Origin of the sequence: Craterilacuibacter sp. RT1T, assembly GCF_023502145.1 — a bacterium.
GTDB lineage: Bacteria > Pseudomonadota > Gammaproteobacteria > Burkholderiales > Chromobacteriaceae > Craterilacuibacter.
Window position 1 is genome coordinate 78,986 of record NZ_JAMFLI010000006.1, and the last position, 17,859, is coordinate 96,844.

The 17,859-nt window shown below is 60.2% G+C and carries 18 protein-coding genes; 3 read left to right on the forward strand and 15 right to left on the reverse strand.

Annotated elements, in window-relative coordinates; translation table 11 throughout:
* Window positions 1–90: 90 nt before the first annotated feature.
* The 3 genes from M3P88_RS10650 to ppsA form a co-directional block, all read right to left on the reverse strand.
* Window positions 91–453 (reverse strand): YgiW/YdeI family stress tolerance OB fold protein, encoded by a 363-nt coding sequence (locus tag M3P88_RS10650; RefSeq protein WP_249616023.1) that lies wholly within the window; start codon window positions 451–453, stop codon window positions 91–93.
* A gap of 127 nt (window positions 454–580) precedes the next feature.
* Window positions 581–949: a YgiW/YdeI family stress tolerance OB fold protein gene (locus tag M3P88_RS10655; RefSeq protein ID WP_249616024.1), complete on the reverse strand. Its 369-nt coding sequence runs from the start codon at window positions 947–949 to the stop codon at window positions 581–583.
* 560 nt (window positions 950–1,509) lie between these two features.
* Complete coding sequence (gene ppsA / locus M3P88_RS10660; protein WP_249616025.1) at window positions 1,510–3,897, reverse strand: phosphoenolpyruvate synthase; 2,388 nt, start codon at window positions 3,895–3,897, stop codon at window positions 1,510–1,512.
* 194 nt (window positions 3,898–4,091) lie between these two features.
* Between ppsA and ppsR the strand changes: the two genes are divergently transcribed.
* A complete protein-coding gene (gene ppsR / locus M3P88_RS10665) occupies window positions 4,092–4,913 on the forward strand; it encodes a posphoenolpyruvate synthetase regulatory kinase/phosphorylase PpsR (protein ID WP_249616026.1) in 822 nt (273 codons plus the stop codon).
* A gap of 61 nt (window positions 4,914–4,974) precedes the next feature.
* Here the strand turns inward: ppsR and M3P88_RS10670 are convergent, their stop codons facing one another.
* The 10 genes from M3P88_RS10670 to M3P88_RS10715 all read right to left on the reverse strand — a co-directional run bounded on the left by M3P88_RS10670 (window position 4,975) and on the right by M3P88_RS10715 (window position 14,877).
* On the reverse strand, window positions 4,975–6,219 hold the full coding sequence (locus M3P88_RS10670) for a dicarboxylate/amino acid:cation symporter (RefSeq protein WP_249616027.1): 1,245 nt from the start codon (window positions 6,217–6,219) through the stop codon (window positions 4,975–4,977).
* 140 nt (window positions 6,220–6,359) lie between these two features.
* The gene (locus M3P88_RS10675) at window positions 6,360–7,136 is read right to left on the reverse strand and encodes an MBL fold metallo-hydrolase (protein WP_249616028.1); all 777 of its coding nucleotides are present in this window, start codon (window positions 7,134–7,136) and stop codon (window positions 6,360–6,362) included.
* Window positions 7,129–7,908 carry a TatD family hydrolase gene (locus tag M3P88_RS10680; protein WP_249616029.1) on the reverse strand — a complete coding sequence of 260 codons (780 nt, stop codon included), beginning with the start codon at window positions 7,906–7,908 and terminating at the stop codon, window positions 7,129–7,131. The genes M3P88_RS10675 and M3P88_RS10680 overlap by 8 nt, the downstream gene beginning before the upstream one ends.
* Before the next feature lie 114 nt (window positions 7,909–8,022).
* Window positions 8,023–8,403, reverse strand: coding sequence for a PilZ domain-containing protein (locus M3P88_RS10685; RefSeq protein WP_124735694.1), 381 nt, complete (start codon window positions 8,401–8,403; stop codon window positions 8,023–8,025).
* A gap of 1 nt (window position 8,404) precedes the next feature.
* Entirely contained in the window at window positions 8,405–9,391 is a 987-nt protein-coding gene (locus M3P88_RS10690; protein ID WP_249616030.1) for a DNA polymerase III subunit delta', read from the reverse strand.
* The gene (tmk, locus tag M3P88_RS10695) at window positions 9,391–10,011 is read right to left on the reverse strand and encodes a dTMP kinase (RefSeq protein WP_249616031.1); all 621 of its coding nucleotides are present in this window, start codon (window positions 10,009–10,011) and stop codon (window positions 9,391–9,393) included. The genes M3P88_RS10690 and tmk overlap by 1 nt, the downstream gene beginning before the upstream one ends.
* Window positions 10,011–11,003 carry an endolytic transglycosylase MltG gene (gene mltG, locus M3P88_RS10700; RefSeq protein WP_249616032.1) on the reverse strand — a complete coding sequence of 331 codons (993 nt, stop codon included), beginning with the start codon at window positions 11,001–11,003 and terminating at the stop codon, window positions 10,011–10,013. The genes tmk and mltG overlap by 1 nt, the downstream gene beginning before the upstream one ends.
* 53 nt (window positions 11,004–11,056) lie before the next feature.
* A complete protein-coding gene (locus M3P88_RS10705) occupies window positions 11,057–11,590 on the reverse strand; it encodes a DUF2946 family protein (protein ID WP_249616033.1) in 534 nt (177 codons plus the stop codon).
* A 99-nt stretch (window positions 11,591–11,689) separates the two neighbouring features.
* Window positions 11,690–14,185, reverse strand: a complete 2,496-nt coding sequence (locus M3P88_RS10710) for an ABC transporter permease (RefSeq protein WP_249616034.1) — start codon at window positions 14,183–14,185, stop codon at window positions 11,690–11,692.
* Entirely contained in the window at window positions 14,182–14,877 is a 696-nt protein-coding gene (locus M3P88_RS10715) for an ABC transporter ATP-binding protein (protein ID WP_249616104.1), read from the reverse strand. Before M3P88_RS10715 ends, M3P88_RS10710 begins: the two co-directional genes overlap by 4 nt.
* Before the next feature lies 1 nt (window position 14,878).
* Between M3P88_RS10715 and M3P88_RS10720 the strand changes: the two genes are divergently transcribed.
* A complete protein-coding gene (locus M3P88_RS10720; protein WP_249616035.1) occupies window positions 14,879–15,469 on the forward strand; it encodes an arylesterase in 591 nt (196 codons plus the stop codon).
* 117 nt (window positions 15,470–15,586) lie between these two features.
* Here M3P88_RS10720 and M3P88_RS10725 read toward each other — a convergent pair whose 3' ends face one another.
* Window positions 15,587–16,741 carry an aminotransferase-like domain-containing protein gene (locus M3P88_RS10725; RefSeq protein WP_249616036.1) on the reverse strand — a complete coding sequence of 385 codons (1,155 nt, stop codon included), beginning with the start codon at window positions 16,739–16,741 and terminating at the stop codon, window positions 15,587–15,589.
* A 76-nt stretch (window positions 16,742–16,817) separates the two neighbouring features.
* Here M3P88_RS10725 and M3P88_RS10730 point away from each other — a divergent pair, with 76 nt between their 5' ends.
* Window positions 16,818–17,267, forward strand: a complete 450-nt coding sequence (locus M3P88_RS10730; RefSeq protein ID WP_249616037.1) for a MarR family winged helix-turn-helix transcriptional regulator — start codon at window positions 16,818–16,820, stop codon at window positions 17,265–17,267.
* Here M3P88_RS10730 and greB read toward each other — a convergent pair.
* Window positions 17,259–17,819, reverse strand: a complete 561-nt coding sequence (greB, locus tag M3P88_RS10735) for a transcription elongation factor GreB (RefSeq protein WP_249616038.1) — start codon at window positions 17,817–17,819, stop codon at window positions 17,259–17,261. The two genes, M3P88_RS10730 and greB, sit on opposite strands and share 9 nt — an antisense overlap.
* Window positions 17,820–17,859: the final 40 nt, after the last annotated feature.

A 17,859-nucleotide genomic window follows, 5' to 3' on the forward strand; every position in this document is an offset into this window, starting at 1 on the left:
TAGCATCATTAAACAAGCCAATACGGCCGCTTACCGCCACGCATAAAAAACGGACCGCTCAGGTCCGTTTGTCAGGGTGCTATTCGCAGCTTAAGGCAGAATCTGTACCGACTTCACATCAAGCTCAACACCGCTTATATCCTTGTCGACTTCACCACTCAAGCGCACACGCGTCGTAGCGCCAAAGTTCTCGACTGGCAGATACTTGTGGTCGATTTCAACCTTGATCTCGCCACTGGCATCGCGGAAGGTATAGCGATCCTTGCTCAGTTGCTTAACGACATGCCCCTCCAGTGTCACCCGACTATCGTCAGCCATCTTGGCTGCGGCCGCTGCCGTCACCACCGCCGCAGACTGGAGCGCAGGCGCGGCACCGGAACCAACATATTCGGCATGGGCGGCAAAAGGCAGGGTGCTCATGCACAAGGCCAGCAAGGCAAAACGTTTCATCATTCCACTCCTGATTTCTCTGCCGGCACCAGATACGGCCAAACAGAATAAATAAAAAATCGATATACCGTATGCTAAAAGTTATAGCAGCCTGCTTTTAATCTGCCACGGCGCCGATGAAAAAGGCGCTCTAGCGCAGGATTTCCACCGATTTCACATCGATCTCAGGCGTGGTTTCATACCAGTCTTTGTCTATCTTGCCGGACAGGCGCACCCGCGAGCTCTGGTCAAACTTCTCCACCGGCAAATGCTTGCTGTCGATTTCGACCACGCCTTCACCGCTGGCATCGCGGAACTGGTAAGTGTCTTTGCTTAGCTGCTTGACGACCTGACCTTCCAGCACAAAGCGTGCGTCATCCGCACCCTTTTGCGCTTCGACAATGCTCTTCAGCACAGGCACGGCACTCGGGCCGGTATAGCTATGGGCCACGCTGTTGCCGGCAATGGCGGCAACAGGCAAGACGGCGGCGATGAGGGCGGTGATGGCAAGCTTTTTCATGAGGTGTTTTCTTCTGTCCGGTTTCGATGGCATGCATTTAACCATCCGAAAATTAACAAATCCTTAAGTACGGAAAAACCTGCGGACAGCGCGCTGCGTTGCAGGCAGACATAGGGACAGGGACAGGGCAAAAAAAAGCGATGTCCCAGTAATGAGTTGGCGCAGACGGGTTTTGTGTCCGCTACGCGGACGTTTTGAGCTTGCCGCTTCCGCGCGGCATGCGGGCAGGGGCTGGACGCGCCCGGCCCCTTGCAGCCCCGGCGCCCCGAAGCCTCGCGAAACCCCGGTACAAAAAGCGCTCGCGAGGCGCTGGCCAACGCCATGCGTGCGAATCTTTGATTCGCCCAGCGGGGTATTCGCTAGCGTCGAATCGCTCAAACAAAGGCCAGCTTAAAACCTCGTCAGCGCCTTTTACACCGGCGCGAGCCTAATGGGGATGGGTAGCTGATGCGTAAACAGTCTGCATCGCATCATGTAAGTAGCAACTCGCAACTGGGAAATAGCCAAAAAAAACCGCCCAAGCCATAAGGCGGGCGGTTTTTGTGGAGCGCACCTGAAAATCAGGCGTTCAGTTCCTTGGCAAGATAGATCCAGGTCTCAACCACGGTGTCCGGGTTCAGCGAGATGGTCTCGATGCCCTGCTCGACCAGCCACTTGGCGAAGTCCGGATGATCGGATGGGCCCTGGCCACAGATACCGATATATTTATCCAGCTTGCGGCATGCCTTGATCGCCATCGACAGCATGGCAAGTACGGCTTCGTTGCGCTCGTCAAAGGTCGAAGCAATCGGGCCGCCGGAGTCGCGATCCACACCCAGCGTCAGCTGGGTCATATCGTTGGAACCGATGGAGAAGCCGTCGAAATACTCGAGGAACTGCTCGGCCAGCACGGCATTGGATGGCAGCTCGCACATCATGATCAGGCGCAGGCCGTTTTCGCCACGCTTAAGACCGAAGCTTTCCAGAATTTCCACCACCTGACGCGCTTCGCTCAGGGTGCGGACAAACGGAATCATCACTTCGACATTGCTCAGGCCCATGTCGTCGCGTACCTTCTTCATGGCGCGGCACTCAAGCTCGAAGCAGTCGCGGAAGGCCGGTGCGATATAGCGTGCGGCACCACGGAAGCCAATCATCGGGTTTTCTTCATGCGGCTCGTACAGGCTGCCACCGATCAGGTTGGCGTATTCGTTCGACTTGAAGTCGGACATGCGCACAATCACCTTTTTCGGCGAGAAAGCCGCGGCCAGCGTAGCAATACCCTCGGCCAGCTTGTCGACGTAGAAGTCAACCGGGCTTGCGTAACCGGCGATGCGCTCCGAAATCACAGCCTGCAGTTCAGCCGACTGGCGGTCAAACTCGAGCAGGGCTTTCGGGTGAATACCGATCTGGCGGTTGATCACGAATTCCATACGCGCCAGGCCCACGCCTTCATTCGGCAGCTGGGCAAAGTCGAAAGCCAGTTCCGGATTACCGACGTTCATCATGATCTTGACCGGGCTCTTAGGCATGGAGTCGAGTTTGAGATCGATGATTTCGATGTCGAGCAGGCCGTCGTAGATCAGGCCGGCATCGCCTTCGGCGCAGGAAACCGTCACTTCCATGCCATCACGCAGCACGCGGGTCGCATCGCCACAGCCCACGACAGCCGGGATACCCAGTTCGCGCGCGATAATCGCAGCGTGGCAGGTACGGCCACCACGGTTGGTCACGATGGCTGCGGCACGCTTCATCACCGGTTCCCAATCCGGGTCGGTCATGTCGGTCACCAGCACATCGCCCGGCTTGACACTGTCCATTTCGGACACATCACGCACCAGACGTACGACACCCTGACCGATTTTCTGGCCGATGGCACGGCCTTCAACCAGAACGGCAGCCTTGCTGTTCAAGCGGTAACGGCGCAGCGTATCGACACGGTTTTCCTGCGACTTCACCGTCTCTGGGCGCGCCTGCAGGATGTAGAGCTTGCCATCCACCCCGTCACGGCCCCACTCGATGTCCATAGGACGCTGGTAGTGCTTTTCGATGATTTGGGCGTAGTGAGCCAGTTCGGCCACTTCGGCATCGGTAATGGAGAACTGCTTCTGCTCGTCGGCAGAAACATCGATGGTGCGTACCGAACGGCCGGCTTGCGAGGCGTCGGTAAATTCCATCTTCAGCAGCTTGGAGCCCATGGTCTTGCGCAAAATGGCAGGACGACCGGCAGCCAGCGTGGGCTTGTGCACATAGAATTCGTCAGGGTTGACCGCGCCTTGCACCACGGTTTCGCCCAGGCCATACGACGAAGTGATGAACACCACCTGGTCAAAACCGGATTCGGTGTCGATGGTAAACATCACACCGGCAGCACCGAGGTCAGAGCGCACCATGCGCTGTACGCCGGCGGACAAAGCTACCACATCATGGGCAAAGCCCTTGTGTACGCGGTAGGAAATGGCGCGGTCGTTATACAGCGAGGCGAATACATGCTTCATCGCGTCCTTGACGTTCTCAAGGCCGCGGATATTCAGGAAGGTTTCTTGCTGACCGGCAAACGAAGCATCCGGCAGGTCTTCGGCTGTTGCAGACGAGCGCACGGCCACCGAAATATCGGCACCACCGGCGTCGGCCACCATCTGCTCCCAAGCCTGTTTGATATCTGCGTCCAGCTTCTCCGGGAACGGGGTGTCGATGATCCACTGACGGATCTCCTTGCCCACGCGTGCCAGTTCGCTGACATCATCGATATCCAGCTGGTTCAGCTTGGCATTAATGCGGTCAGCCAGACCATTGTGATTAAGAAAGACACGGTATGCGTCAGCTGTTGTGGCAAAACCGCCGGGGACACGGACACCTGAACCGGCCAGCTGGCTGATCATTTCGCCCAGAGAGGCATTCTTGCCGCCTACCTGTTCAACGTCAGTCATACGCAGCTTCTCGAACCAGATCACGTAGCTCTCAGCCATCACTTCTTCTTCCTGTAGTGGATTGGGATGATATCAAGCCCAGAATTCTATACGAATAGAGGCTGATCTGGCTAACGTTTTGCACTGCATCATAAGTTTGATGCGCAAGCATGACATGAGATAGGGCGAAGCGGTCAGCCGCGATATAATAGTTCCATTGCCGACTGGCTGACCCGACTCCGACAGGTACCCGCATGCCACACCGCCGCTCCGCCTTTTTTGTTTCCGACCGCACCGGCATTACCGCCGAAGCCATGGGTTCGACCCTGCTGACCCAGTTTGATATGCAGGAATTCAAGCGCGAAACCATTCCCTACATCGATACTGTCGAAAAAGCCCAAGAAGTGGCGCAAAGAATTTGCACGCGCGCCAGCAGCGATCACCACCGCCCCATTCTGTTCACCAGCATCATCAATCCGGAAGTACGCGCCCATCTCAAGCTCGATTGCGCGCTATCCATCGACTTTTTCGAGAGTTTTATCGGCCAGATCGAAAGCGAACTGGGACAAAAGGCAGCGCAAACCATAGGCAAGGCACATGGTCTGATTAACGAAGAGCGTTACGATCACCGCATTGAGGCCGTCAACTTCTCGCTTAACCACGATGACGGAATCAAGCTAAAAGATCTGGAAGAAGCGGACGTGATTCTGGTTGGCGTATCGCGCTCGGGCAAGACCCCCACCTGCCTCTATCTGGCACTGCAATACGGCATCAAGGCCGCCAACTACCCGCTGACACCGGAAGACTTGGGCTGCCCGACCCTGCCCAAGAGCCTGCTGCCTTACCGCAACAAGATTTTCGGCCTGACTATCGATCCGCTGCGCCTGCACAATATCCGCAGCGAGCGCCGCCGCGACTCGACCTACGCCAGCATGGAAAACTGCCGCTCCGAGGTGAACGAGGCCGAGTCCATGTTCCGCCAGCATGCCATCCCCTTTATCAGCACCACCCACAAGTCGATCGAGGAGATCTCCACCACCATCCTGCACAAGGCTGGCCTGAGCCGCCGCTTCTGAGCAGGCTTAACCATAAAAAAGGGATGCCGAGGCATCCCTTTTTTAACATTTAAACCAGCACTCAGACGACTTCAGCCTCGGCCAGTTCAATGTCGCCGTTGTATACATCCAGCTCCAGCTCACCCTCGCTCTTGGCGACCAGCACCGCAGCTAGCGTGTCACCCGAGACATTGGTCGGGGTATTGATCATATCGATGATACGGTCCACCGCCGCAATCGCAGCGATCACCTCCAATGGCAGGCCCACCGACGACAAGACCAGACTCATCACCACCAAGCCGGTACCCGGTACGCCGGCAGCGCCAATGGCAGCCAGCGTCGTAGTCAGCACCACGGTGACTTTTTGCACCAGCGTCAGCTCGATACCGTAGGCATTGGCGGCAAAAATCGCTACCGCGCCCAGATAAGTCGCCAGACCATTCATATTCACCGTCGCGCCCAGTGGCAGTACAAAAGAGGCGATGCTGTTATGCACGCCCAACTGGGTTTCTGCTGCCTTCAGGTTCAGCGGCAAGGTTGCGTTGGAGCTGGTGGTGGAGAAGGCAAACAATTGCACCGGCAGCATCTTGCGGATGAAATGCCACGGGTTCAGGCCGAACACCAGCAACAGCACCGCATACACCACGGTCAGCATCACCAGACAGGAGAAGTAGATCGTGCCCACCAGCGCGGCCAGACCGGACAAGATGGCAAAGCCGTTGTCTGCCGTCACATAGGCCATCAGCGCAAATACGCCGTAAGGCGCAAAAGACAGCGCGATATTCACCAGCTGGAACACCACATGGTTGAGCGAACGGAAAAAGTCCGCCACCACTTTGCCATCCTTGCCCGCCAGATTAATGGACAGGCCGAAGAAGATGGCAAACACGATCACCGGCAAAATGGCACCGTCGGCAAAAGCCTTGAACGGGTTAGCCGGCACAATGGCCATAATGGTGTCGATAAAGGATGGCACTTCCGCCGTCTGCGCCACCGCAGGGACGGTATAACCCAGACCGGAACCGATCCCCAGATAGCTGGCGACCGTCATCGACAGTGCACCGGCCAGCGCCATGGTCAGCATATACAGCACCATGGTCTTGCCTGCCACCCGCCCCATTTTTTTCAGGTCGTGCATCGCGGTCACGCCGCACACCAGCGACACAAAAATCACCGGCAACACCACCATGCGGATCAGGGTGATAAAGAGATCGCCAACCGGCTTAAGATAATGCGCCCAGTCTCCGGCAAGAAAACCTGTCACCACACCGGCAACCAGGCCGATCAGAATTTTTGCCCACATCGGCAAAGGGGACCGCAAAGCCATACGCCTCTCCTTATTCTTTGTCACTTGAATAGGGCAATCTATAAGGCGGCCTAGTTTGCCGTCAATAAGGCGAGCAGATACTGGCTAATATTAATTATTTTGCATTGCATTTTGCAAAGCAAAACCCAAAAAGACTAAAACTACACTTTGAAATCCAGCTGTAAACCATCAAAACCGACCTCGACGCCCGCCGGGCAGCGCGCCGACAAAGCGGCAAATTCCAGCTCGTGCGTCATATGAATCAGTACCGTACGCTCGGCACCGATGCGCGCAGCCCAAGCCAGCGCCTGCGCAAACGACAGGTGTGAGAAATACGGGGTATCGCGCAGGCAATCGAGAAACAGCAGACGTACGCCATCCAGCAAAGCCAGGCTTTCTTCGGGAATGTCCGACACATCGGTCAGCCAGGCCATATCGCCGATACGCCAGCCGCTACACGGCCAGTGGCCGTGTTTCAGCGGAATAGGCGTCAACTTCAGGCCGGCAAAGCTCAATGGCCCCTCGACATCGTGCGGCACCAGCACCGGTTTGTCCCAGCTTGGCGAAGCCGGCATCAGGCCGTAGCCGAAACGCGCACGGATATTATCCATGGTGAAGCTATTACCCAAGAGATCGATAGGGCCGCGCTTCACATAGCAAAACGCGCGCAAATCATCGATACCGTTGAGATGGTCGGCATGCGGATGGGTATACAACACCGCATCCACCCGGGTCAGCCCTTCACGCAAAGCTTGCTGGCGCAAGTCCGGCCCGGTATCAATCAGTAGGCCCAACTCATCGATGCGGATATAGGCCGAGCAGCGGGTGCGGCGGTTTTTAGGATTGTCCGACACGCAGGTCGGACAGTTGCAGCCTAGCGCCGGCGTGCCCGAGCTGGAGCCACAGCCCAATACCGTGATGCGCCCGCGCTTAGCCACGTTGTGCACCGGCTTTGGCAAACAGGCGGAAATAGTTCTCGGTCGTCGCGGTGGCGACCTCCTCCAGCGTGATGCCGCGTAAAGAGGCGATATGTTCGGCAACATGGCGCACAAAAGCCGGCTCATTGGTTTTGCCGCGATAAGGCACCGGCGCCAGATAAGGCGAGTCGGTCTCGACCAGCAGGCGATCGAGTGGCACTTTTTGCGCCACTTCGTGAATCTGTCTGGCATTTTTGAAAGTCACGATGCCGGACAGCGAGATATAAAAGCCAAGATCCAGCGCGGCCTCGGCCACTTCCCAGCTTTCGGTAAAGCAATGCATCACCCCGCCGGCTTCGCCCGCCTTCTCCTCGCGCATGATGCGCAAGGTATCCAGCGCCGACTCGCGGGTGTGAATGACCAGGGGCAAACCGGCGCGGCGTGCGGCGCGGATATGGCGGCGAAAGCGCGCGTGCTGCCAGTCAAGATCGCCCTTGCACCAGTGATAATCCAGCCCGGTCTCGCCTATGCCCACCACGCGCGGGTGCTCAGCCAGCACCACCAACTCATCCTCGGACGGCACTTCAGCCTCCTGGCTATCCGGATGCACCCCCACCGTGGCAAACAGGTTGGCATGCGCCTCGGCCAGTGCCAATACCGCCGGATACTCGGGCATGGCCACCCCGATCACCATGGCGTGCGTCACCTGCGCCGCCTGCATATTGGCCAGGACTTCGGGCAGGCGGGCAACAAGATCGGGGAAGTTCAGATGGCAATGGGAATCGACGAGCATGGCCGCTTTCTAGGGAGTAGGGAATGGGGGCTATGAGTGGGGAGTGGGGAGTAGAGAGTGGTGAGGGCATCTACTCCCTACTCCCTGCTCCCCATTCCCTACTCCTCCCCACTATCACATGGTATGCGTATTGCGGCTGGAGTTGAGTACGCCGCCCAGCAGTTTTTCGATGCGCTCGCGCGCCTGATCGGCGGCTTCTCCGGCTGCAAACTCGACCCCGACCCCCTGAGTGCGGTTATTGTTGGCTCCGGCCGGCGTCAGCCACACCACCTTGCCCTGCAAGGCGGTCTTTTGCGTATCGTCCATCAGCGTCAGCAGCAGAAAGACCTCGTCCCCCAGCGTATATTCCCGCGCCGATGGAATAAACATCCCGCCATTCTTGAGAAAAGGCATATAGGCGGCAAACAAGGCGCTGCGCTCGCGGATGGACAGCGACAGCACGCCGGCGCGGGCAGCAGGATCAGTACGTTCGGCAGGCGTTTCCAGGCTCGTCATATCAGGCAAATACCTTGAGATAGTCCATTAACAGCGCCTCCAGTTGCAGGCGGACATTCAGCGTGTGCTGGCCATAAGGCACCAGTGTCGTCACCGCGCTTTGACAACGCATCAGCTCGGGCAGCTTGGCACGGCGCGCCAGCGACGATAATGCGCTTTCATGCTCGGGATAATAGCGGAGTCTGCGGGCCAGACTCAAACTGGCCAGGTCATGCAGCCACTTGGCCAGCCAGTCCAGCGGCACTGCGAGCGGTAATTTTTGCTTGTCGACCAGTTCGGCCATATCCAGCATGCCGGTCAGCATAGGGGCGGCCAGCGCGGCGACAAACTGGTCGCGCAGCGCCGTCAAAGCCGGATCGTGATTGAACAAAGGCGCGCCGCCATTGTGCGCCAACTCGATTTCGGCGCGCGCGATGCCTTGCGATTTCAACCAGGCCAGCGCCATTTCATGCGATGGGCGCGCCAGCGGATACTGGCGGCAACGGCTCTTGATGGTCGGCAACAGACGCTGTGGCGAATGTGCCACCAATAAAAACAGCACATCATCCGGCGGCTCCTCCAAAACCTTGAGCAAGGCATTGGCCGCCGCCGGGTTCAGCGTCTCGGCCGGCTCCACCAGCACCACGCGCTGGCCGTGGCGGTGCGAGCTTAATTGCGAGAATTCGATAATCTCGCGCACCGCCTCGATCTTGATCTGGGCCAGCTTGCGCGTCGGCTTGCCCTCCTTGCCCTCTTCCTCGCCCTCGATAACGGGGGACAAGCGGCGAAAATCGGGATGGCTGGCGCAGGCAAACCAGCGGCACGACTCACACTGGCCGCAGGCGCCATGATCGGGCTTGGGCTGGTCGCACAACAGCGCCTGCGCCAGATGTTCGGCGAATTCAAGCTTGCCGCTGCCGGCCATGCCGGTAAACAGCCAGGCATTGGGCAAGCGCGCAAACTCGCTGCTAATGCGCGTCCAGTCGGCCTGCTGCCACGGATACAGCATCAGGCCTGCTCCGCCAGTTGCGCCAGACGCCGGGCGATATCGGTCTGGATGTCGGCAATGCTGCGGGTCGAGTCCAGCACATAAAAGCGCGGGTTATCCTTGGCCCGCGCAAGATAGGCGGCGCGCACGCGGCGGTGAAAATCGCCCTGTTCGCGCTCGAAACGGTCCAGCTCGCGCGTGGCCGACATGCGCTGCGCGGCGACTTCGGTCGGTACATCAAACAGCAAGGTCAGATCGGGCTGCAAGCCTTGCTGCACCCAGTCTTCCAGCGCGGCAATACGCGCCTCGGCCACGCCGCGCCCGCCACCTTGGTAGGCAAACGTCGCGTCGGTAAAACGGTCGGACACCACCCAGCGCCCAGCCGCCAGCGCCGGCCGTATCACCTCGTCCAGATGCTGGCTGCGCGCGGCAAACATCAGCAGGGTTTCGGTTTCCAGCGAAACCCTGGTCTCCACCGCCAGCAACAGCGTGCGCAACTGCTCGCCCAAGGCGGTGCCGCCTGGCTCGCGGGTAAAACAGGCATCCACGCCCAGGGTCGACAACGTGTCGCGGATAAAGCCCAGATGAGTGCTTTTGCCGGCACCATCTACGCCTTCCAGCGTGATAAAGCGTGGCTGCATCACGGGCCTTTCTTTAGAATGTATTGGCGCACGGCGGCATTATGCTCGTCCAGCGTCTCGGAGAAGTGCGACTCGCCCTTGCCCTTGGCAACGAAATACAGCGCACGGCTCTCCACCGGGTTCGCCGCCGCCTGCAGCGCTGCAGCGCCCGGCAAGGCAATCGGCGTAGGCGGCAAGCCACTACGGGTGTAGGTATTGTAAGGCGTGTCGCGGCGCAGCCCTTCCTTACCGATGCGCCCCTGATAACGCTCGCCCATGCCGTAGATCACCGATGGATCGGTCTGCAAGCGCATGCCGATTTTCAGCCGGTTGGCAAACACCGAGGACACCATGGGACGGTCGCTATCTTTCGAGGTTTCCTTTTCAATCAGGCTGGCCACGGTCAACAGCTCGTAAGGCGTGGCATAAGGCACATCCTCTTTACGCGCATTCCAGGCCGACTCCAAATGTTGCTGCATGGTGCGATAAGCACGGCGCAGCACTTCCAGGTCGGAAGCGCCCGGCGTATAGAAATAGGTGCTGGGGAAGAACATACCCTCGGCTGCCTGATCGGTCGCGCCCAGTTCGGCCATAATGCGCGACTCGCTCCAAGTGGCCGACGTCTGCACAAGCCCCGGTTCGCGCGCCAGCGCCTGGCGGAACTGGCGGAAAGTCCAGCCTTCGATCACGGTCACACTAGGCTGATCCGGGCTGCCTTCGGCCAGACGCTTGAGGATTTCCCACATCGCGACCGGGCTGGAAAACTCGTACAAGCCCGCCTTGACCTTGCGGTCGGCGCCGGTCATGCGCGACAAGGCCACCATGACCCAGCGGTTACGGATCACGCCATCACTCTCCAGTCCCCGCGCCACTTGCGACAGGGTACGGTTAGGGCCAACGGTCACATTGTAGGGTGTGGCCGGCAGCGGCACCGGCACAACGACGACCCAAGCCAGCCACAGGGCGGCGGCGGCAAGCAGCGCCGCAAAAAAGCGAACAAACAAAATGCGCATAAAGCGGAGTCAATCAACGATTGAATAAAAGCGGATGATACCATCCGCACGGCTTAACCGGCATCCGCCATCGGTGCCACGCACACCCCGAAACGGGCGCGCAAATCGGCGGCGCAAGCGGGCGCCAGCGTCAGCACCTCCCCATCGCACATCCTTTTTGCCGGCAAATTAGCCAACTCGCCATCCCAATCGGGCAGGCACTCGGCCTGCACACCCGCCAGATCCCTGTCGTCCAGCAAGGCCAGCGTGCCGGAAAAATCGGCATACATTTCCCCCTCCGGCGTAATAAACAAGGCATTCACCTTGGCGCGGGCCCCCGTCGGTGCCGCCTGCCAGGCACCCGGATGACGGCGCAGGATCAGCGGTGCCGCATCCAGCGCGACATATACGCGCTGCGGACCATTCTGCACAAACCAGCGCCCGGCAGCATCCGCCTGATAATTACGTCCGAAAAATGCCGTCATCGCCGCCTGGCTTAGCAGCTTACCCTGCAGCCGCCATTGCCCGCGTGCATCCAGCGCCAGCCAGCCAAATACAGCAGGCACATTCGGCCACTTGGCCATCGCGGCCAGCACTTGTTGATCCATAGATTTTCCTTTTTGGGGAGAAGGGAGTGGGGAGTAACCCGCCCTACTCCCTACTCCCTACTCCCTACTCCCTACTCCCTACTCCCTACTCCCGCCCACCTACAACTCCGCCCGCAATACCGCCAGGGGCGGCGCATTGGCGACACGGCCGACCAGCGGCCAGCCGGCGCCGCACACCACCAACATGCCCAAGAGCACACCGCCGGGCAGCAGCCACAGATTGGGCGTAAACGGCAAGGACAGCAGCGCCTGGGCAATCACGGCACCGGTCAGCATGGCACCTGCGCCGGCAAGAACGCCGGATAAGGCACCAATAAAAGCCAGTTCAGACAGCAAGACTACGCGCAACTGGCGGCGCGAGGCGCCCAGCGCCCGCATCAGCGCCATATCGGCTAGCCGCTCATGCCGTGTGGCGGCAAAGGTCGCCCATAACACCAGCACACCGGCGGCGAGCGACAATAAAAACATCACTTCAACCGCCCGCGACAGGCGCTCAACCACCGCACGCACTTCGGTGATGATGACGCCGATGTCTATCACCGTCAGATTGGGAAAACGCGCCAGCAACTGGCTGACAAAGCCCTCGCGCTCGGGCGGCAGGCGAAAGCTGGTGATATAGCTGGCGCGCTCGCCGGCAAACCAGTTGGGCGGTGCCAACACAAAAAAGTTGGCGCGAAAATTATCCCACGCCACCTTGCGCAAGCTGGTGACCTTGGCCTGGTAAGACGTGCCGGCAATATCGAATGACAAGCTGTCGCCCAAGCGTATGCCCAGCGTGTCAGCCAGACCCGCCTCCACCGAAAACTGTGGCGCGGCGCGCTCGCCTTCCCACCATTGTCCGGCCACAATCTGGTTGCCGGCCGGCAGACTGTCACGCCAGGACAGATTGAATTCGCGCTCGGCCAAGCGCCGTGCGCGCTCGTCGGCCAGCTTGGCCGGGTTGACCGCCTTGCCGTTGATGGCTAGCAGACGCGCCCGCACCATGGGCGAGAGCTCGGGCGCGGCCCTGCCGCTTTGCACGAAGCTGTCACCAAGCGCCGCGCGCTGATTCTCCTGAATATTAATGGCAAATTTATTGGGCGCATCCGGCGGAATGCTGTTCTGCCAGCTATTAATCAAATCGCCGCGCACCACAGTCAACAGCAGCAAGGCCATCAGCCCCACCGACAGGGCCACCAGCTGAATCAGTGCCAGCGCCGGCCGCCGCGCAAGATTGGCCACGCCATAGCGCCAGCCAAGCCGGCCCGAGCGGCGCGCCAGGCGCCGCACTAGCGCAAGCAACACCATGCTGACCAGCGCGACCGCAACAAAAAAACCGCCCAATGCGCCCAGCAACCACAAGCCCAGCGTCGCATCACCCACCTGCCATGCCGCCAGCAGCAATAAAGCCGACAAGGCCAGCACCGGCGCCAGCGCGCCGATACGCGGCGCGCCCGTTTCACTGCGCATCACGCGCAATGGCGACACCTGGCGCAGGGCAAGAATGGGCGGCAAAGCCAGCCCCAACAGCAAAACCAGAGACGACAGCGGCCCCAGCAAGCCCAGCCACCAGGCCGGTTGCGGCAAGGTTTCGCCCCCCAGACCCGAAGCCACGCTAATCAGCAGCCATTGCAAGCCATACCCCAGCCCGGCACCGATGACCCCGCACGCCAGCGCCAGCATGGCAAAGAGCAGGGCAAACACCTGCCACACCTCGCCCGAACCCATGCCCAGTGCGCGCATGACCGCCACACTTTGCCAGTGGCGCGCCAGATAGCGGCGCACCGCCATCGCCACCGCGGCGGCGGCCAGCGCCACGGTCAGCATGGTGGCGATGCCCAAAAAGCGCCGCGCCCGCTCCAGTGCGGTTTTCACCTCGGGCCGGGCTTCTTCTATGTTTTCCAGGCGCATGCCGGGTGCGAGGCGGCTTGTTGCCCAGCGCCGGAACGCCTCGACCTGACGACCGTCCCCGGCCACCATCAGGCGGTAACGCGCACGGCTACCCTCCTGTATCAGGCCGCTGGCGGCCAGATCCGCCTGATTGAACACCAGCCGCGGCACAAAATTGTAAAGATCCAGCGCGCCGTCCGGCTCGCGCAAGATCTCGCCGGCGATGGTCAGCTGCAAGCGCCCGACCCCCAGACGGTCGCCCGGCTTGAGCTTGAGGCGCGACAACAGGCGCGCATCGACCCAGGCTTCTCCTGGCGCCGGCGCAAAGCGTCCGCTTAGCTCGCGGCCATCCATCAGGCGCAGGCTGACTTCGCCGCGTAGCGGGTAGGCCGCACTCACCGCTTTCAGGTTGGATAGCGCCGCCTCATCGCCGGCAAAACTCATGGACGGGAAAGACACACTGCTGGCCAGACTCAGCCCCAGACGCCGCGCCTCGTCCTGCCATGGTGCCGGCAGCGGCGCATTGGCATTGACCACCAGATCGGCCGCCAGCAAGCGCGCGCTTTGCTGGCTTAGCCCGCGCTCGATGCGGTCGGCAAAAAACGACACACTGGTCATCGCTCCCACCGCCACCACCAGCGCCAACAGCAGCACGCCCAGCTCGCCCGAGCGCCATTCGCGCAGCAACAGTCTCAGGGCAAAAGCCCCGCGTTGCAGCAGATTCATAAACCGGCCCCCAGCAAACAGCCATCATGCAGGCGATAGATGGCGTCACAACGCGCGGCCAAGTCCGGGTCATGCGTCACCAGCACCAGACTGGTGCCCTGCTCGGCATTCATCCGGAACAAAAGATCGATCACCTGCTCGCCCGCCACCGGGTCCAGGCTGCCGGTGGGCTCGTCGGCAAACAGCAGCTCGGGATCGGTTACAAAGGCACGCGCCAGCGCCACCCGCTGCTGCTCGCCGCCGGACAAATGGCGCGGATAATGCTTCAGCCTATGCCCCAACCCCACCCGCTCCAGCCTTTGCTGCGCCAGTACGGCTGCGTCCTTGCGCCCGCACAGTTCCAGAGGCAGCATCACGTTTTCCAGTGCGCTAAGCTGCGGCAGTAATTGAAAGCTCTGAAACACGAAGCCCACGCGCGCACGGCGTAGCGCGGCGCGGCCATCTTCGTCCAGCTTCGACAAAGGCTGGCCAAACAGCGCCACCTCGCCGCGGCTTGCCTGATCCAGCCCGGCCAGAATGGCCAGCAGGCTGGACTTGCCCGAACCGGATGCACCAACGATGGCGATGGTCTCGCCGCGCGCCACGGCCAGACTGACATCGCGCAAGATAGTCAGCGTCTCGCCGTGATAAGCCACTTGCTTGCCCACGGCACTGGCACGCAAAATGGCCGTCGTTTCTCCGGATGGATTCATCATGTTCCGCTTGCTTGTTGTATGTTGTATGTTGTGGTGCACGCCCATTATGGCCGCCACCGTGCTGGTCTTCGGCGATAGCCTGTCCGCCGGCTATGGCTTGGCGCCGGGTCAGGGCTGGGTTTCGCTACTGGAAAAACGTCTGGGGCCCAGACACAAGGTCGTCAATGCCTCGCAATCAGGCGAAACCAGCGCCGGCGGTCTCGCCCGATTGCCACAAGCACTGGCACGACATCAGCCCGCTATTGTCGTACTGGAACTGGGCGGCAACGACGGCCTGCGCGGCCTGCCGCTGGCCGAAATGGAGGCCAACCTCGCACAAATGACGGCGCTGGCTCAGCGCAACAAGGCCAAAGTGGTGCTGGTCGGCATGGCTCTCCCCCCCAACTATGGCCCGGACTACACCGCAAGGTTCCGTAAGGCATACGACAATGTGGCAAAAAAACACAAAACGGCGTATGTCCCGCTGCTGGTCGCCGGCTTTGAAAGCAAGCTGACTCTGTTCCAAAACGACGGCATCCATCCCAATGCCCAAGCGCAACCGCTGATGGCCGCAACGGTAGAAAAAGCACTGCGCCCATTGCTGAAGTAAAGGCCTATGTCTGCTCAGGCCTGTATTTTCCGCTAGCCCATCCGCTAAACGAAAAAACCCGCACCAATAGGTGCGGGCTTTTCCCTGCTTAACAGACAGCCGCCCGCCGCTATGGCGTTACGGCTGCGAATTGCGAATCAAGCCGGCCAGGCGCTCAATCCCCTCTTCAATCCTATGCACCGGGGTATGGCTGAAATTCAAGCGCAAATGGCCGATGCCCTCTTCCGGCACAGGATAAAACGGCTCGCCCGGCATAAAGGCAACATCATGCTCCAGCGCCAGCTTGAGCAGGCTGCGGGTATCGCGCTTGTGCTTCAGGGTCAGCCAGAAGAACAGGCCGCCGCTAGGCAGTTGCCAGTGGGCCAGATCGGCAAAATGCTTTTCCAGCGCCAGTTGCATCGCATCGCGCCCGATACGGTAGCTGGCCCGCAGGCGGGCAATATGCTCCGGATAAGCACCATCATTCAGCGCGCGCGCGGCAAACCACTGGCCGACACGGTTGGTATGCAGGTCGGCCGCCTGCTTAAGCTTGACGAGGTAAGGGTACAGGTCGGGCGAGGCAATCAGATAACCCTCGCGCAAACCCGGCGCCAGCGTCTTGGAGAAGGAGCCGGCATAAATCCACGATGCCTTTTTCAGATGGCTGACCAGCGGTGCCGGTGCCTCGCCATCGTAGGACAGGGCACGATACGGATCATCTTCGAAGAGCGGCACACCGGCCGTATCGATCACTTCGGCCAGCTGGCGGCGCGTCTCCTCGCTCTGGCAGGCTCCGGACGGGTTCTGGAAGCTGGGAATCAGATAGGTCAGCGCTGGCTTGACGCGGGCAAAACGCTCGGCAAAATCGGCCGGCTGCAGACGGCCGTCGGCCTGCTGCGGTACGGCATGAATGGCGGCGCCAAACAGCTTGAATACCTGCAAGGCCGCCAGATAGGTCGGGCCCTCGGTCACCACCGGCGTCGCCGGATCGATAAACAGCTTGGCCGCCAGATCCAGTGCCTGTTGTGAACCGGACAGCACCAGCACCTGATCCGGGCTGCACACAATGCCCATTTTATTCGCTTCGCGCGCAATCGCCTCGCGCAACTCGGGTTCGCCTTCGGTGGTGCCATACTGCGCCAGTGCTTGCGGCATGCCCTTGAAGTCGAGTTCGGGCAGGCACTGCGAAGCCGGCAAGCCGCCGGCGAAGGAAATGACTTCAGGGCGTTGCGCCGCCGCCAGAATTTCGCGGATCAGCGAGCCAGACAAGCGTTCGATACGTTGGGAAAACATGGCAGCCTCTTGATGGTCTCTGATATTAATGTCAATATTTTTGACCAATCTACCTATCCTAATGACCGACGTCAATATGCCTGATAACTACAACGCCACGGAAGTCCGTCAGACCATGGCCGCCTTTTTCCATGCTTATCAGGCCTTTACCGCCAAGCCCGACCAGATGCTGGCAAAACGCGGTCTGGCGCGGGTGCACCACCGCATCCTGTTTTTCGTCGCCTACCAGCCCGGGCTGAATGTGGGCGAACTGCTGCAGGCACTGGGCGTCAGCAAGCAGGCCATCAATCTGCCGCTACGCCGGCTGATTACAGACGGACTGATTGAAACCCATAGCGCCAGCCACGACCGCCGGGTCAAGCTGTTACAACTGAGCCCGGCAGGGCTGGCGCTGGAGCAGGCTTTATTTCAGGAACAGCAACACCTGCTGACGCAGGCGTTCAAGCAGTTAGACCCCCAAGCCAGCGCCCACTGGCTGGCACTGAACCAAACCTTGGCCGGGCGCGAGGGTGCGGCGTCAATCTAGGCGCTGATAACGCACGGCACAGATTTCGATTTCTTCCATCCCGTCCGGCCCGCGCAGCACCACCACATCGCCCTCGCGTGCCTTGAGCAAAACCCGTGCAATCGGGGCAATCCAGCTGATATGGCCGCGCTCGGGATCAATCTCGTCCACACCGACGATGCTCAGGGTCTGCTCTTTGCCATCCCCGCGCACAATATCGACCGTGGCCGAAAAAAATACCTGGTCACACGCTTCGCGTAGCTCGGGGTCGACCACTTCGGCCACTTCCAGACGCTTGGTCAGAAAACGGATGCGGCGATCTATTTCGCGCAAGCGGCGCTTGCCGTAGATGTAATCGCCGTTTTCCGAACGGTCGCCATTGGAAGCCGCCCAGTTGACGATCTGCACCACCTCGGGACGCTCGCGGTGTACCAGTTGCGACAGCTCGTCCTTGAGGCGGCGCCAGCCGGCCGGCGTGATGTAGTTCTTGCCGCTGGCAGGCAGGCGGCTCTCGGCCGGCAAGCCTTCCTCAAGATCGTCATCATCACTTTCGCGTACAAATGCTTTATTCATCCCTTGCCCTTTCTACAAAAAAACCGCCCGCAACACAAAG

Coding starts and splice junctions, on each gene's coding strand:
- M3P88_RS10650 (WP_249616023.1), bottom strand. CDS start 453: ATGATGAAACGTTTTGCCTTGCTGGCCTTGTGCATGAGCACCCTGCCT.
- M3P88_RS10655 (WP_249616024.1), bottom strand. CDS start 949: ATGAAAAAGCTTGCCATCACCGCCCTCATCGCCGCCGTCTTGCCTGTT.
- ppsA (WP_249616025.1), bottom strand. CDS start 3,897: ATGGCTGAGAGCTACGTGATCTGGTTCGAGAAGCTGCGTATGACTGAC.
- ppsR (WP_249616026.1), top strand. CDS start 4,092: ATGCCACACCGCCGCTCCGCCTTTTTTGTTTCCGACCGCACCGGCATT.
- M3P88_RS10670 (WP_249616027.1), bottom strand. CDS start 6,219: ATGGCTTTGCGGTCCCCTTTGCCGATGTGGGCAAAAATTCTGATCGGC.
- M3P88_RS10680 (WP_249616029.1), bottom strand. CDS start 7,908: ATGCTCGTCGATTCCCATTGCCATCTGAACTTCCCCGATCTTGTTGCC.
- M3P88_RS10685 (WP_124735694.1), bottom strand. CDS start 8,403: ATGACGAGCCTGGAAACGCCTGCCGAACGTACTGATCCTGCTGCCCGC.
- M3P88_RS10690 (WP_249616030.1), bottom strand. CDS start 9,391: ATGCTGTATCCGTGGCAGCAGGCCGACTGGACGCGCATTAGCAGCGAG.
- tmk (WP_249616031.1), bottom strand. CDS start 10,011: ATGCAGCCACGCTTTATCACGCTGGAAGGCGTAGATGGTGCCGGCAAA.
- mltG (WP_249616032.1), bottom strand. CDS start 11,003: ATGCGCATTTTGTTTGTTCGCTTTTTTGCGGCGCTGCTTGCCGCCGCC.
- M3P88_RS10705 (WP_249616033.1), bottom strand. CDS start 11,590: ATGGATCAACAAGTGCTGGCCGCGATGGCCAAGTGGCCGAATGTGCCT.
- M3P88_RS10710 (WP_249616034.1), bottom strand. CDS start 14,185: ATGAATCTGCTGCAACGCGGGGCTTTTGCCCTGAGACTGTTGCTGCGC.
- M3P88_RS10715 (WP_249616104.1), bottom strand. CDS start 14,877: ATGAATCCATCCGGAGAAACGACGGCCATTTTGCGTGCCAGTGCCGTG.
- M3P88_RS10720 (WP_249616035.1), top strand. CDS start 14,879: ATGTTCCGCTTGCTTGTTGTATGTTGTATGTTGTGGTGCACGCCCATT.
- M3P88_RS10725 (WP_249616036.1), bottom strand. CDS start 16,741: ATGTTTTCCCAACGTATCGAACGCTTGTCTGGCTCGCTGATCCGCGAA.
- M3P88_RS10730 (WP_249616037.1), top strand. CDS start 16,818: ATGCCTGATAACTACAACGCCACGGAAGTCCGTCAGACCATGGCCGCC.
- greB (WP_249616038.1), bottom strand. CDS start 17,819: ATGAATAAAGCATTTGTACGCGAAAGTGATGATGACGATCTTGAGGAA.